The sequence below is a fragment of the Brevundimonas sp. genome (assembly GCF_036400995.1).
Taxonomy (GTDB): Bacteria; Pseudomonadota; Alphaproteobacteria; order Caulobacterales; family Caulobacteraceae; genus Brevundimonas.
This window is the reverse complement of record NZ_DASWWG010000070.1, coordinates 34,396-47,541: the sequence shown is the minus strand read 5'-3', so window position 1 is coordinate 47,541 and position 13,146 is coordinate 34,396. Positions and strand designations below refer to the sequence as shown.

General features: G+C 68.0%; 16 protein-coding genes and 1 tRNA gene. 4 read left to right on the top strand and 13 right to left on the bottom strand.

Annotation, left to right across the window (positions count from 1 at the left end):
- The 5 genes from VGE03_RS10555 to aroA form a co-directional block, all read right to left on the bottom strand.
- Positions 1–80: MscL family protein (locus VGE03_RS10555; RefSeq protein WP_331046440.1), on the bottom strand; the 80-nt coding region annotated here is incomplete at its 3' end.
- A 19-nt stretch (positions 81–99) separates the two neighbouring features.
- On the bottom strand, positions 100–390 hold the full coding sequence (locus tag VGE03_RS10550) for an integration host factor subunit beta (protein WP_105562595.1): 291 nt from the start codon (positions 388–390) through the stop codon (positions 100–102).
- Between the two features lie 212 nt (positions 391–602).
- Entirely contained in the window at positions 603–2,306 is a 1,704-nt protein-coding gene (gene rpsA, locus VGE03_RS10545; protein ID WP_331046435.1) for a 30S ribosomal protein S1, read from the bottom strand.
- A 159-nt stretch (positions 2,307–2,465) separates the two neighbouring features.
- The gene (gene cmk, locus VGE03_RS10540; protein ID WP_331046434.1) at positions 2,466–3,116 is read right to left on the bottom strand and encodes a (d)CMP kinase; all 651 of its coding nucleotides are present in this window, start codon (positions 3,114–3,116) and stop codon (positions 2,466–2,468) included.
- Positions 3,113–4,417, bottom strand: a complete 1,305-nt coding sequence (gene aroA / locus VGE03_RS10535) for a 3-phosphoshikimate 1-carboxyvinyltransferase (protein WP_331046439.1) — start codon at positions 4,415–4,417, stop codon at positions 3,113–3,115. The genes cmk and aroA overlap by 4 nt, the downstream gene beginning before the upstream one ends.
- 136 nt (positions 4,418–4,553) lie before the next feature.
- Here aroA and VGE03_RS10530 point away from each other — a divergent pair, with 136 nt between their 5' ends.
- The 4 genes from VGE03_RS10530 (at position 4,554) to VGE03_RS10515 (ending at position 6,200) form a co-directional block, all read left to right on the top strand.
- Entirely contained in the window at positions 4,554–5,015 is a 462-nt protein-coding gene (locus tag VGE03_RS10530) for a TIGR02300 family protein (protein ID WP_331046433.1), read from the top strand.
- A 181-nt stretch (positions 5,016–5,196) separates the two neighbouring features.
- Positions 5,197–5,272 (top strand) — tRNA-Ala (locus tag VGE03_RS10525).
- 163 nt (positions 5,273–5,435) lie between these two features.
- Positions 5,436–5,855, top strand: a complete 420-nt coding sequence (locus tag VGE03_RS10520) for an Hsp20 family protein (protein ID WP_331046432.1) — start codon at positions 5,436–5,438, stop codon at positions 5,853–5,855.
- Between the two features lie 84 nt (positions 5,856–5,939).
- Complete coding sequence (locus VGE03_RS10515) at positions 5,940–6,200, top strand: DUF1150 domain-containing protein (protein WP_331046431.1); 261 nt, start codon at positions 5,940–5,942, stop codon at positions 6,198–6,200.
- Positions 6,201–6,345: 145 nt separating this feature from the next.
- On the opposite strand, the gene VGE03_RS10510 is transcribed toward VGE03_RS10515, so the two are convergent.
- The 8 genes from VGE03_RS10510 to lptC all read right to left on the bottom strand — a co-directional run bounded on the left by VGE03_RS10510 (position 6,346) and on the right by lptC (position 13,144).
- Positions 6,346–6,813, bottom strand: a complete 468-nt coding sequence (locus tag VGE03_RS10510) for a PTS sugar transporter subunit IIA (RefSeq protein ID WP_331046430.1) — start codon at positions 6,811–6,813, stop codon at positions 6,346–6,348.
- A 74-nt stretch (positions 6,814–6,887) separates the two neighbouring features.
- Positions 6,888–7,553: a ribosome hibernation-promoting factor, HPF/YfiA family gene (hpf, locus tag VGE03_RS10505; RefSeq protein ID WP_331046438.1), complete on the bottom strand. Its 666-nt coding sequence runs from the start codon at positions 7,551–7,553 to the stop codon at positions 6,888–6,890.
- Positions 7,554–7,709: 156 nt separating this feature from the next.
- Positions 7,710–9,218 (bottom strand): RNA polymerase factor sigma-54, encoded by a 1,509-nt coding sequence (gene rpoN, locus VGE03_RS10500; protein ID WP_331046429.1) that lies wholly within the window; start codon positions 9,216–9,218, stop codon positions 7,710–7,712.
- 146 nt (positions 9,219–9,364) lie between these two features.
- On the bottom strand, positions 9,365–10,711 hold the full coding sequence (locus VGE03_RS10495) for an Hsp70 family protein (RefSeq protein WP_331046428.1): 1,347 nt from the start codon (positions 10,709–10,711) through the stop codon (positions 9,365–9,367).
- Positions 10,712–10,770: 59 nt separating this feature from the next.
- Entirely contained in the window at positions 10,771–11,124 is a 354-nt protein-coding gene (locus VGE03_RS10490) for a DUF2200 domain-containing protein (RefSeq protein WP_331046427.1), read from the bottom strand.
- Positions 11,125–11,198: 74 nt separating this feature from the next.
- A complete protein-coding gene (gene lptB, locus VGE03_RS10485) occupies positions 11,199–11,990 on the bottom strand; it encodes an LPS export ABC transporter ATP-binding protein (protein WP_331046426.1) in 792 nt (263 codons plus the stop codon).
- A 21-nt stretch (positions 11,991–12,011) separates the two neighbouring features.
- On the bottom strand, positions 12,012–12,488 hold the full coding sequence (locus VGE03_RS10480) for an LptA/OstA family protein (protein WP_331046425.1): 477 nt from the start codon (positions 12,486–12,488) through the stop codon (positions 12,012–12,014).
- Positions 12,488–13,144, bottom strand: coding sequence for an LPS export ABC transporter periplasmic protein LptC (lptC, locus tag VGE03_RS10475; RefSeq protein WP_331046424.1), 657 nt, complete (start codon positions 13,142–13,144; stop codon positions 12,488–12,490). Before lptC ends, VGE03_RS10480 begins: the two co-directional genes overlap by 1 nt.
- Positions 13,145–13,146 lie beyond the last annotated feature (2 nt).

Below are 13,146 nucleotides of genomic sequence, written 5' to 3'. Positions count from 1 at the left end.
GCGCCGATGATGACGCCGACCGCCAGGTCGATGACATTGCCGCGCGCGGCGAATTCACGAAACTCGGTCAGCAGGCTCATTTCAACTCAGTCTTTCGGTTCAGGCGTCGCCGGACGCGTTCAGGCGTTCGCGAAGTTCCTTGCCGCTCTTGAAGAAGGGCACGGCCTTGGCGGGCACTTCCACCGTCTCGCCGGTGCGGGGATTGCGGCCGACCCGCGCAGGGCGGCTGCGCACGGAAAAGGCGCCGAAGCCCCGAAGCTCAACCCGTCCGCCGTCGGACAGAGCCTCGGTCATCTGACCCAGGATGACGTTGACGACCCGTTCCACCTCGGCGTGGGTGAGGTGGATGTTCTCGGCCGCCAGCTTCTCGATCAGTTCAGACTTGATCATTCAGGCCCCCGCCCGTGGCTGTTTCAGATGCAGTCGCTTCCGTTCAGGTCCGCACCCTAACCGTCTGACGCCACAGGAATAAAGAGGGCGCATCAGATTAAGAGCGATTCTCAAGGGGTAGCCTCGCCATTGGCGCGGGTTCTTGCCCGTCACGCAAGAAAAAAGGCGGCTGGATTGCTCCAGCCGCCCCATTTTCTGGTCGAAGAGGACGATTAGTCCTTCGAACCGGCCTTTTCGCGAAGCGCGGCGCCCAGGATGTCGCCGAGCGAAGCGCCCGAGTCCGACGAACCGAACTGTTCGATGGCCTCGGCTTCGTCCTTCATTTCCAGCGCCTTGACCGACACCGAGACGCGGCGCGTGGCCTTGTCGATGCCCGTGATCATGGCGTCGATGCGATCGCCGACGGCGAAGCGTTCCGGACGTTGCTCGTTGCGGTCGCGCGACAGGTCCGACTTGCGGACGAAGGCCGTGACCGGCGCGTCGTCTTCACCGAACTTGACTTCGATGCCGCCCGTTTCGATCGACGTCACGGTGACGGTGATCTGCTGGCCACGCTTGTAGACGTCGCCTTCCATCGGGTCGCCGCCGAGCTGCTTGACGCCCAGCGAGACGCGTTCCTTCTCGATGTCGACGTCCAGCACCTTGGCCTTGATCGTTTCACCCTTGCGGTAACGCTGGATGGCTTCTTCGCCCGAGACGTTCCAGTCCAGGTCCGACAGGTGGACCATGCCGTCGATGTCGTTGTCCAGGCCGACGAACAGGCCGAACTCGGTGGCGTTCTTGACTTCGCCCTCGACGGTCGAACCGATCGGGTGAGCCTCGACGAAGGCTTCCCACGGGTTGTTCTGGGCTTGCTTCAGGCCCAGCGAGATGCGGCGCTTGGCGCTGTCGACGTCCAGGACGATGACTTCCACTTCCTGCGAGGTGGAGACGATCTTGCCCGGGTGGACGTTCTTCTTGGTCCAGGACATTTCCGAGACGTGGACCAGGCCTTCGACGCCGGCTTCCAGCTCAACGAACGCACCGTAGTCGGTGATGTTCGTGATGCGGCCCGTGTACTTGGCGTTGACCGGGTACTTGGCTTCGACGCCGTCCCACGGATCCGACTGCAGCTGCTTCATGCCGAGGCTGATGCGCTGGGTGTCCGGGTTGATCTTGACGATCTGGACCTTGACGGTGTCGCCGACGGCCAGGACTTGCGACGGATGCGAGACGCGCTTCCACGACATGTCGGTGACGTGCAGCAGGCCGTCGATGCCGCCCAGGTCGACGAACGCACCGTAGTCGGTGATGTTCTTGACGACGCCTTCGCGGACTTCACCCTCTTGCAGCTGGCCGACCAGCTCGGTGCGCTGTTCGGCGCGGGCTTCTTCCAGGATGGCGCGACGCGAGACGACGATGTTGCCGCGCGGACGGTCCATCTTGAGGATGGCGAAGGGTTGTTCCTTGCCCATCAGCGGAGCGACGTCGCGCACCGGACGGATGTCGACCTGCGAGCCCGGCAGGAAGGCCGAGGCGCCGCCCAGGTCGACGGTGAAGCCGCCCTTGACGCGGCCGACGATGGTGCCGTTGACCGGCTGGCCGTCGGCGAAGACGACTTCCAGGCGGGTCCAGGCTTCTTCGCGGCGAGCCTTGTCGCGGCTGATGACCGCTTCACCCAGGGCGTTCTCGACGCGCTCCAGGTAGACTTCGACGTTGTCGCCGACCTTCGGGATCACGGCGCCTTCGCCGATGCCGAATTCGCGGGCCGGGATGCGGCCTTCGGTCTTCAGACCGACGTCGATGATCAGGATGTCCTTCTCGATGCCGACGACGCGGCCGTGGACGACCTGGCCTTCGCCGAGGTCACGACCCTGCAGTTGCTGGTCGAGAAGCGCGGCGAAATCGTCGCGGGTGGGGGAAAGGGTATCGGTCATGTAACTCTGGAGTTGGAGGAAAAGGTCTTGCGCGCGACCGGATGGTCCCGCGCAAAGGGGGTTCAAAAGAGGAAATCAGGTCGTCGGGATGCGAGGCTTCAACTCAGCCAGAGCGCCCGCGGAAGCCGAGGATGGGAGCGTTGGATTTGCGAGAGCGGTCTAGAGACCGTGTTTCGCGCGCGCCGCCTCGACGATACGGCGGGCCGCATCGAAGGCGGCTTCTATATCCATATCGGTCGTATCCAGCAAGACGGCGTCGTCAGCCTGCACCATGGGAGCCGCGCCCCGTCCGGCGTCACGCTCGTCCCGCTTGATGATGTCGGCCAGCATGGCCTCGAAGGCGATGTCGTGCCCGCGCGCGGTCAGCTGCTTCCAGCGCCGGGTCGCCCGCACGTGCGGGGTCGCGGTGATGAACAGCTTGGCCTGCGCCTCCGGCGCGATGACGGTGCCGATATCGCGCCCGTCGAGCACCGCCCCGCCCGCCTGGGCGGCGAAGGCCTTCTGGAAGGCCAGCAGGGCCGCGCGAACGGCGGGATAGCCGGCGATCCGGCTCGCGGCCTCTCCTGCTTCCCCGCTGGTCAGACGATCAGTGTCGGTCAGATCGGTGGCGTCCAGCCGCAGTGCGACCGCCTCTGCGGCGGCGGCGTCGTCCAGCGAGCCGCCGGCGTCGAGCACGCCCACGCCCACGGCGCGGTACAGCAGGCCGGTGTCCAGATGCGGCAGGCCGTAGGTGGCGGCCAGTCGTGCGGCGATGGTGCCCTTGCCCGAGGCGGCGGGTCCGTCGACGGCGATGATGAGGGGAGCGGTCATTGGCCTGCCGCGATATCGGCCCCGAGGCCGTTCATCAACTCAACAAAGCCCGGGAAGCTGGTGGCGATCATATCCGGATCGTCGACCGTGACCGGTTCCTCCGCCGCAAGGCCCAGCACCAGATGGCTCATGGCGATACGGTGATCGTGGGCGGTGTGCACCGTCCCGCCGCCCTTCACCGGGCCGCCGGTGACGAGGAAGCCCTCGGGCTCCTCCTCCACCGCGACGCCGCAGGCGCGCAGGCCGTCGACCATCAGCTTGATGCGGTCGCTCTCCTTGACCCGCATCTCCCCGACGCCGCGCATGACCGTGACGCCGTCGGCGAAGGCGGCGGTGGCGGCCAGGATCGGATACTCGTCGATCATCGAGGCGGCGCGCTCTTCGGGCACGACGACGCCCTTCAGCGCCGAGTGACGGGCCGTGATGTCGCCGACCTCCTCGCCCCCGGCCATGCGGCGGTTCGCGATGGTCAGATCCGCGCCCATCTCCAGCCAGGTGTCGAACAGGCCGGTGCGCAGCGGGTTCAACATGACGCCCTCGACCGTCACCGCCGAGCCCGGGACCACCAGCCCCGCCGCCAGCGGGAAGGCGGCGGACGACGGATCGCCCGGCACGGCCACGAAGGTCCCGGTCAGCGGCTGCCCGCCCTTCAGCGTGATCGTCCAGCCCTCGCCGTTGTCCTCGACGCCGACCTCGGCCCCGAAGGCGCGCAGCATCCGTTCGGTGTGGTCCCGGCTCTTCTCGGGTTCGGTGACCGTGGTCACGCCCCCGGCGTTCAGCCCCGCCAGCAGGATGGCCGACTTGATCTGGGCCGAGGCCACCGTCTGTACATAGTCGATGCCGGTCAGCGCCCCGCCGGTCAGGCGCAGGGGCACCCGGTCCTCGTCGGCCAACCATTCGAAGGTCGCGCCCATGTTCGCCAGCGGGCCCGTGACCCGCTTCATCGGCCGCTTCCGCAGGCTCGCATCGCCGTCGAAGGTCGCCGTGATCGGATAGCCCGCCGCCGCGCCCATCAGCAGGCGCACGCCCGTTCCGGCGTTGCCGCAGTCGATGACGCTGTCCGGCGACCGGAAACCGCCGGCGCCGGTGATGCGCCAGCGCCCTTCGCCGAGCCGCTCGACCGTCGCCCCGAAGGCTTCCGCGGCGCGGGCCGTGGCCAACACATCATCGCCTTCCAGCAGGCCTTCGACCTCCGTCACGCCGCTCGCCATGGCTCCGAAGATCATCGAGCGGTGCGACATGCTCTTGTCGCCGGGCGCGCGCACGGAACCGGTCAGCGCGGGGCTGCGGCGGGCGGTCAAATGTGTGGTGTTCGTCACCCAACGGTCTCCGAAAGGGCAGGGGCGGCGCGGGTGGCGCGGAGTTGGGTTTTGACAGCGGCTCCAAGGGGTGGCAAGGGACCCGCCCGAATTCCCCCTGAACGTGAGAGGCGCCTCCGTGGCTAATCCCGAACTGGGCCAGAAGCAGGTCTGCCCGAACTGCCAGGCCAAATTCTACGACCTGAACCGTCGTCCGGCTCACTGCCCCAAGTGCGGCACCGACTTTGATCCCGAAGAAGCCCTGAAGCTGCGCAACCGCCGCGGCCGTCCGGCCGGCTACCCGGCTGACGACGAGGCCGAGGATCAGGTCAAGGACAAGAACGCCGACGGTGACGAGGACGAGGACGAAAGCACCTCGACCCCGGAAATCGACGAGGAAGGCCACGAGCCGATCCTGACGCCGGACGATGACGACGACTCCCCGACCGACCCGACCGAAGAGCCCGGCATGGGCGAGGCCGGCGACGACGACGACGTCCTGGGCGACGACGACGATGACTCGGTCCCCTTCATCGAGGACGAGGACGATGACGACTCGTTCGAGGACGAGATCGGCAAGCCCGAGAAGGACGAGGACTGACCGAATTCCGGGCGGATCGGAGCCCTCTGATCCGCCCGGAAATCACCTTTCGAACAGCGTTCGAAAAAGGTGAAAATAAAAGGCGAAAACGGGCTTGATCATCAAACGGGCCTGACATAGTTTCCGCCGCCTCGCCGGGGGCCAACACCAACACCTCGGCGGACGAAACCGGCAACGGTTCGGGGCTTTAGCTCAGTTGGTAGAGCGCTTGCATGGCATGCAAGAGGTCAGCGGTTCGACTCCGCTAAGCTCCACCATGAAGGCCTCGCGGGACACCGCGAGGCCTTCTCCAATTCCGGCCCTGCCCCCGCACTGACCGTTGCACCGGAGACGGTTGCGCCCCATCTAGGAACCGAACCGGCGCCCTGCCGATCGCGGGGGGCGTGGACGGTTCGTCAGCCTGCTTCGGGGGCCAGAAAGATGACCACGCGCACCGTCCTGTTCGACAGCCCCTTCCTGCTGGGGTTTGACCATACCCGGGCCCTGATCGACCGGGCCCAGCGCGCGGCGGCGGACAGCTATCCCCCCTACAATGTCGAGCAACGCGGCGAGCGCGCCGTGCGCATCACCCTGGCGGTGGCGGGCTTCGGTCCGGACGACCTCGTGATCACCCTCGAGGGACGCCAGCTGGTCATCGCCGGCAAGCGTGAGGACGCCGGCAAGCCCGAGCAGGCCTTCCTGCACCGCGGCATCGCGGGACGCGGCTTCGTCCGCAGCTTCGTGCTGGCCGACGGGCTGGAGATCGACGAGGCGCGACTGGAGCACGGCCTGCTGCACGTCGACATGAGCCGTCCGGATGACGTGCAGGCCATTCGCCGGATTCCCATCACGACGGGCTGAACGCCGTCGTTTTCATCGGTCGCCTCTGAAGGGACCGAACCCATACGCCCCAGTGGCGTTAGTTGAGCGTAAGGAGGCGGTCGCATGACGCCGGAACAGAAGATGACCCGCCAGGACTTCGCCCATCTGGGCGCTCCCGACCTGGTCTATGTGCGCGAAATCCGCGCGGCCGATGTGCTGGCTGACACCCCGATGACGGCCATGCAGGGCCTGTCCGTGGACCCTGACGCCACTCTCTATGCCGTCCACGGCGCCGACGGCGAGCGACTGGCCATCATGATGGACCGCGAGACCGCCTTCGCGACCGCCGTCGCGCACGAGCTGGAGCCGGTGTCGGTTCACTGAGTTCTCATTAAGGGGCGCTAACGCTCGGCTCGCGGAGCCTCGCTTCTTGAGCGCCTGTGCGCCTTGCGCGCACCAGCCTCGCGCTCAAGCAATGAGCGCCCGCGGCGCGAGCGGTAGCGCCTTCGAGGAAATGAGATGGCGGCCGTCAGGCCGCGGTGGCCGGAGCGTGATCGCGAACGAACAGGGCGCGGATCGCGTCGACGGTGTGCGCCTGACGCAGTTGCTCGCGCATTTCCGACACGCGCAGCGCGCGCGAGACCGCGGCGAGGGCCCGCAGGTGGTCAGCGCCGTCGCTGGGCGGCGCGAACAGGGCGAACAGCAGATCGACCGGGCGGTCGTCCACCGAGCCATAGGCGACGGGGGTGTCCAGACGCACGAAGACCGCCGTCACCCGGCTGACGCCCTCCAGCCGCGCGTGCGGCACCGCGACGCCCGAGCCGAGCCCGGTCGAGCCCAGGGCCTCGCGCTCCAGCAGGGCCTCAAGGACCCGCGCTTCCGGCAGGCCGAGCGTCTGCGCCGCGACCTCAGCCACGGTATGAAGAGCCTGGCGCTTTGACGACGCGCCGCTGCGCAGGACGACACCGCCGTCCGCCAGCAAATCACCGATGTCCATTGGAACCCCGACTCTACTCGATCATCCCCGGTGGGCGGGCGCCCTTTAGAACACCCGCCCCCTCGTGGGAAGCACTATGACGTATGACCGTTTACCGAACCGTGTGCGGCGAGCGACACAGCCTTACGATCGGGGTCGATCCAGCCCACGTTGCCGTCAGGACGGCGGTAGACCACGGAGATGCCGCCATGGGCGGCGTTGCGGAACACCACGACCGGGTAGCCGGTCATGTCGAGTTCGGCGACCGCGCGCCCGACCGTGATCGTCCGGATCTCGGTCTGGTTCTCGGCGATGACCATGCCGACGGGCGGGGGTTCGCCCGGGGCTCCGGCGTCGCCGAAGGTCTCGTCCTCGACCTCATCGGGATTGCGCAGGACGATGCTTCGGGCGACCTCGCGCGCGGCGTTCTCGGTCTTCTCGGGCGACATGCGCTTGGGACCGATATGATGGTCCTTCAGTCGTCGCTTGTAGCGGCGCACCCGCTTCTCGAGCTTGTCGAGAGAGTCGGAGAAGGCGCCGTGGGCGTCGCCGCCCAGACCGGTCGTCACGATGGCCTGGCCTGATGCGAGACGGACCCAACAGTCCACCTTGAAACCGTGACCGTCCTTCGAGACGACGACCTCAGCATCCTGAGCGCCGCGTTCGAAGTATTTTCCGATCCCGTCTTCGAGTTCCTGGGAGATGCGCGAGCCTAACGCTTCGCCGACATCTACGTGCTTGCCGCTGACCTGGACTTGCATGCCGATAGAACGCGACCGAACGGGTTTGGTGTCAACGGAGAACACGGAAATCGACAGTCACGCTTGCGCGATTGGTCGCACGCATTTTCGCCGGGGCCGCGGGCAAAAGGCTCCGCCTTTTCAACCCGACGCGGCCTGGCGCTTCGCGCGCCGAGCTCAGCCCGCCTTGAGCATCCGCTTACGCTCGACGGACGAGGGAATTCGCAAGGCTTCCCGGTACTTGGCGACCGTGCGGCGGGCGATGTCGATGCCGGCCTCGCTGAGCAGTTCGACGATGCGGTCGTCCGACAGGACGTCGCCGTCGCGGCCCTCGCCGTCGATCATCGACTTGATCCGGTGACGGACGGCCTCGGCCGAATGGAGCGCGCCGCCGTCCGAGGACTGGATGGCGGCGGTAAAGAAGAATTTCAGCTCGAAAACACCCCGGGGGGTGGAGACGTATTTGTTCGAGGTGACCCGGCTGACGGTCGACTCGTGCATGCCGATGGCGTCGGCGACGGTCTTCAGGTTCAGGGGCCGCAGGAACTCGACGCCGAAGGCGAGGAAGGCGTCCTGCTGGCGCACAATTTCCGACGCCACCTTCAGGATCGTCTTGGCGCGTTGGTCGAGGGACTTCACCAGCCAGGAGGCCTGGGCGGCGCAGTCGGCGACGAAGGTCTTCTCCACCTCGGTGCGGGCGCCGGACGCCACCACCCCGTGATAGCGCTTGTCCATGATCAGGCGCGGCAGGGTGTCCGAGTTCAGCTCGACCTTCCAGCCGCCCGCCGGATCGGCGCGGACGTGGACGTCGGGGATGACGGTCTGGGCCGGCTCGCCGCCGAAGCCCGCGCCCGGACGCGGCGTCAGGGCCTTCAGCTCCGAGATCATCTCGACCATGTCCTCGGCGTCGACGCCGCACAGCTTGCGCAGGCCAGTCAGATCCCGCTTCGCCAGCAGGTCGAGATTGTCGAGCAGGGCCTCCATGGCCGGATCGAAGCGGTTGCGCTCGACCAACTGCAGCTTCAGGCATTCCGGCACCGAGCGGGCCATGACTCCGGTCGGCTCGAAGCCGTGACAGACGGACAGCACGCCCTCGACCCGGTTCAGCCCCACGCCGAGCCGTTCGGCCACCTCGGCCAGGTCGCCGCGCAGGTAGCCGCCCTCGTCGACCATATCGATCAGGGTCAGGGCGATGCCATGGTCCGCGGCGCTGAACCCTGCCTGGGACGCCTGGGCCTGCAGATGCTCCCACAGGGTGGCGTCGCGGCTGTCGGGCTGCTCGCGCCCCTCCCCGTCCGGCAGGCCGCCGCCGGATCCCGCGCGGGACCAGTCGGTCAGGCCGGGTTGGCCGTCGTCGGTGCGATCCGCCCCGCGTTCGCCCGGCGCCGCATCGCCGTAGACGTCGTCGCCGCGGGCATCGACCGAGTCGCCCCCGTCGGCGGCGCGACCATCCTCAAAGCTCATCTCGGCGCGATCGGCGACCTCGGCCCGTTCCGGCTGAAGTTCCCCGGCCTCGCCGCCCGGCTCTCCGTCCTCGCGCTGCAGCAGGGGGTTCTTCTCCAGCTCGGCCTCGACGAAAGCCTCCAGCTCAAGGTTCGACAGTTGCAGCAGCTTGATCGCCTGCTGCAGCTGGGGCGTGATGACGAGCCCCTGCCCCTGTCTGATCTCGAGCCTTTGACCGAGCACGCGATTTTCCCCTGCCCCGGCCGATGTGGCCCGGAACTTGCTACGGCGACCATGTCGCCGAACCGGTTAACGACGATTAAAGGGCTCGAAGCGCTTCCGGATGCGGTCCGGGACGGTCGCAGCCGACGGTTCACCGCCCGAAACGATCACGGGCTGACGGACGCCTGGGCCTCCGGAACCCGTCGCTCGCTCCAGACATCCAGATCCGCCTCACGCCCGATCATGGCCAGGCCCGAGGCGATGGATTCGAACTCGCCGCCGGTCTCGATGCGGTCCACGCCGAAGCGACGGTGGAAGATGTCGCGGACGGCCGGGACGAAGGAGGTGCCGCCGGTCAGGAAGACCCGGTCGATCTGGCCGGGCTCCAGCCCCGAGCGCTGCACGGCCTCGTCGACGGCGGCCTCGATGGCGGCGAGGTCGGGGGCGATCCAGCCCTCGAACTGCGCGCGGGTGACCGGCTTCTCGATGCGGATGGAGCCGGCGACGAAACTGAAATCCGCCTGTTCCTGGCCGGACAGGGCCATCTTGAGCGCGGCGACGGAGCGGTACAGGGCGTAGCCGTGGTTGTCGTCCAGGACCTCGATCATCCGGTCCAGCTTGTCCGGCTCCAGCGCGGTGCGGGCGAGGGCGCGGATGTCACGCATGTCCTTTGACGCGCGCAGCAGGGCCAGCTGGTCCCAGCGGGCGAAGGCGGCGTAGTAGCGCTGGGGGATGGGCAGGGTCTTGCCGAAGGTGCGGTACTCGCCGCCCTTGCCCAGTTCGGGCGACACCAGATGGTCGATGATCCGGTAGTCGAAGGCGTCGCCCGCCACGCCGACGCCCGACCGGGCCAGAGGGGTGGAGCGCAGGCCGTCAGGGCCGCGTTCGAACCGGACGACGGAGAAGTCGCTGGTGCCGCCGCCGAAGTCGGCGACCAGCACATTGGCGTCGGCCTGCAGCGTGCGGGCGAAGAAGAAGGCCGCGCCGATGGGCTCATAGGCGTAGCGGATATCGGTGAAGCCGAGCCGGGCGAAGGCGGTCTCGTAGCGGGCCAGCGCCAGTTGCTCGTCCGGCGAGCCGCCGGCGAAGGTGACGGGGCGGCCGACGATGACCCGGGCCGGGAGGTCGGCCATGCCCTCGCCCGCATGGGCGCGCAGGCGCAGCAGGAAGGCGCTGAGCAGGTCCTCGAACCTGTAGCGCCGCCCGTCGATCAGAGTGTCGGTAAAGGCGGCGTTGGCGGCGAAGGTCTTGAACGACTGGATGAAGCGGGTGTCGAGCGCGTCCTCGACATAGGCCTCGATGGCCCAGGGCCCGGCCTCGACGATCCGCTCCGGCGGCCGGCCGTCGACGGACGGCCGGATCTGGAAGCTGAGGGTCGAGCGGAAGGCGGTGACCCGGCCGGTCGGGGCGTCGAAGCGCAGGACCGTCGCCTCGCCGTCCCCGCCGGCGAAGGCGACGACGGTGTTGGTGGTGCCGAAGTCGATGCCGACGGTGGGCGCAATGTCAGAGGTCATGAGAGCGGCTCCCGGCGGTGGGCGGCGCTTCTAGCGCAGACGCCGCCAGGGCGGAACCGTCAGGCGGGCGCGCGCAGCACCTTCTCCATCGCCTTCCCCTTGGCCAGCTCGTCGATGAGTTTGTCGAGGTAGCGGATTTCCTGCATCAACCCGGGCTCCATGGCCTCGACGCGGATGCCGCAGATGGTTCCGGTGATCGACTGGCGGGCCGGGTTCAGGGCGGGGGCGTTGGCGAAGAAGGCCTCGAACGGGGTCTTGTCGGCGATCAGGGCGTCGAACTGCGCCTGAGAATAGCCGGTGAGCCAGAGGATGACCTGATCGACCTCGGCGCGGGTGCGGCCCTTCTTCTCGGCCTTGGCGATATAGGCCGGATAGACCGAGGCGAAGGGCATGGCGAAGATGCGGTGGGTCATGGATCGCTCCTGTATCCGGCGCCCCTCCACCGCCTTCGGCGGTCCCCCTCCCCCGTAGGGGGAGGAACGCCGCTCTAACCGTACATGTCGCCCAGATAGACCCGGCGGACTTCCGGGTCGCGGATGACGTCCTCGGCCTTGCCCTCGAACAGGACGGCGCCGCCCGAGATGATCGAGGCGTGGTCGATGATCTCGAGGGTTTCGCGGACGTTGTGGTCGGTGATCAGGACGCCGATGCCCTGCCCCGCCAGATAGCGGATGACCTGACGGATGTCGGCGATGGCCAGGGGGTCGATGCCCGCGAAGGGTTCGTCCAGCAGCATGAAGCTGGGGCGGCCGGCCAGGGCGCGGGCGATCTCGCAGCGACGACGCTCGCCGCCCGACAGGCCCGAGGCCGGGGCGTGACGCAGATGATCGATGCGCAGCTCCTCCAGCAGACGCGCGACCTCCTCGTCGATCGCCTTCTGGCCGGTGTGGTGCAGCTCGACCACGGCGCGGACGTTCTGTTCGACCGTCATGCCGCGGAAGATGGAGGCCTCCTGCGCCAGATAGCCGAGGCCCATTCGGGCGCGCTGGTACATCGGCTGGGCCGTGATGTCCTCGCCGTCCAGCCAGATCGAGCCGGAGTCCGGCGGGATCAGGCCGGTGATCATGTAGAAGCAGGTGGTCTTGCCCGCCCCGTTGGGACCGAGCAGGCCCGCGACCTCGCCGCGCTGGACGGTCAGGGAGACGTCGCGGACGACCTGACGCTGGCCGAACGCCCGGGCCAGGTTCTCGGCGCGCAGCCCGGTGGCGCGCGCAGCAGCGGCGGGCGCCGGGGCGGCGTCGTCATGGACGTTGAGGGCGGAGAGTTCCTTGCGGGCCACGCGTCGCTCCGAGCCGGAGGCTCAGTTCCCGCTCTGGGGATAGAAGACGCCCTGCACCCGACCGCCGGAGCCGCCTTCCATCTGCGCGGACTCGGTGCGGGTGTTGTAGACCAGCCGCGCGCCGGTGATGACGTTCTCGCCCTGGGTCAGGATCACGTCGCCGGTCAGGACGATGGTGTCATTGTTGGGCGTGTAGACGGCGCGGTCGCCGCGGATCGTCTGCTCCGGAGTGACGAAATAGACGCTGCCCGAGGCCTCGACGCGGGTCAGGGTCCCGCCGTTCAGACCGGCCTCGATATTGTCGGCGCGGATGCGGCTGTCGCCCTGGGTCAGCTCGGCCCGGCCCTGCATCGACAGGGTCGTGGTCGTGCGCGACACCTGATCGGCGCCCCACATGATGGGCTGTCCGCCCTGGAAGCTCTGAGCGTCGCCGATCGTCGGCAGGGCCACAAGGCCGAGGCCGAGCGCCGCGACGGTCAGGAGTTTGGTCTTCGTCATCAGTTCGACCTCGACGGGTTGATGGTCCCGCGCACCTTGTTATCGCCCGAGCCGCTGAACACGACCCGTTGGCCCTGTTCATAAATCGCATAGGACGAAGCGTTGATGGTTCCAAGAGGGCCGGAGCCCTGAACGCCCTTCGAACCGGTCACGACACCGGTCGAAGTGTTCACCACAGCCTCGGGCGTGACCAGCGTAAAGCCCGATCCGCCGTCGGAAATCCGCACGTTGGGACCGATCGTCACGGTCTTGGCCGCCTCGTTGTATTCGCCGCCGTCGGCGGTGAGGGTGGTGACCTTGCGGCCGCCCAGGTTCAGGCGCAGCGCCGGACCGACCAGACGGAAGCGGCCTGTGTTCGGGTCACGCACCGCGCCCTGGGCGCCGATGACGAAGCTGCGGCCCTGGGCGTCCTGACCATGGAACATGGGGTTGTCGAGGCGGACCTCGCGGCTGGTCCCGGCCTTGCGCTCGACGTCCGACATGACCGTGCGCAGGACGATCCAGCTGATGGTGCCGCCGGCGAGGATGAGGATGAGCACCGGCAACAGGCGGCGCAGCAGCTGGACCCGACGCGAGCGCGCGCGGAAGGCCGAGGCCGTCGCGGCGACGCGGGCCTCGTCCTCGGCCTTGCGGGTCTCAACCGGTTCCTCGGTCATCG

Bases quoted from the DNA above. Each gene is read 5' to 3' on its own strand.
- VGE03_RS10480 (WP_331046425.1), bottom strand. From the start codon at position 12,488: ATGACGAAGACCAAACTCCTGACCGTCGCGGCGCTCGGCCTCGGCCTT.
- VGE03_RS10510 (WP_331046430.1), bottom strand. From the start codon at position 6,813: ATGGACATCGGTGATTTGCTGGCGGACGGCGGTGTCGTCCTGCGCAGC.
- lptC (WP_331046424.1), bottom strand. From the start codon at position 13,144: ATGACCGAGGAACCGGTTGAGACCCGCAAGGCCGAGGACGAGGCCCGC.
- rpsA (WP_331046435.1), bottom strand. From the start codon at position 2,306: ATGACCGATACCCTTTCCCCCACCCGCGACGATTTCGCCGCGCTTCTC.
- VGE03_RS10490 (WP_331046427.1), bottom strand. From the start codon at position 11,124: ATGACCCACCGCATCTTCGCCATGCCCTTCGCCTCGGTCTATCCGGCC.
- VGE03_RS10520 (WP_331046432.1), top strand. From the start codon at position 5,436: ATGACCACGCGCACCGTCCTGTTCGACAGCCCCTTCCTGCTGGGGTTT.
- hpf (WP_331046438.1), bottom strand. From the start codon at position 7,553: ATGCAAGTCCAGGTCAGCGGCAAGCACGTAGATGTCGGCGAAGCGTTA.
- cmk (WP_331046434.1), bottom strand. From the start codon at position 3,116: ATGACCGCTCCCCTCATCATCGCCGTCGACGGACCCGCCGCCTCGGGC.
- VGE03_RS10495 (WP_331046428.1), bottom strand. From the start codon at position 10,711: ATGACCTCTGACATTGCGCCCACCGTCGGCATCGACTTCGGCACCACC.
- VGE03_RS10515 (WP_331046431.1), top strand. From the start codon at position 5,940: ATGACGCCGGAACAGAAGATGACCCGCCAGGACTTCGCCCATCTGGGC.
- VGE03_RS10550 (WP_105562595.1), bottom strand. From the start codon at position 390: ATGATCAAGTCTGAACTGATCGAGAAGCTGGCGGCCGAGAACATCCAC.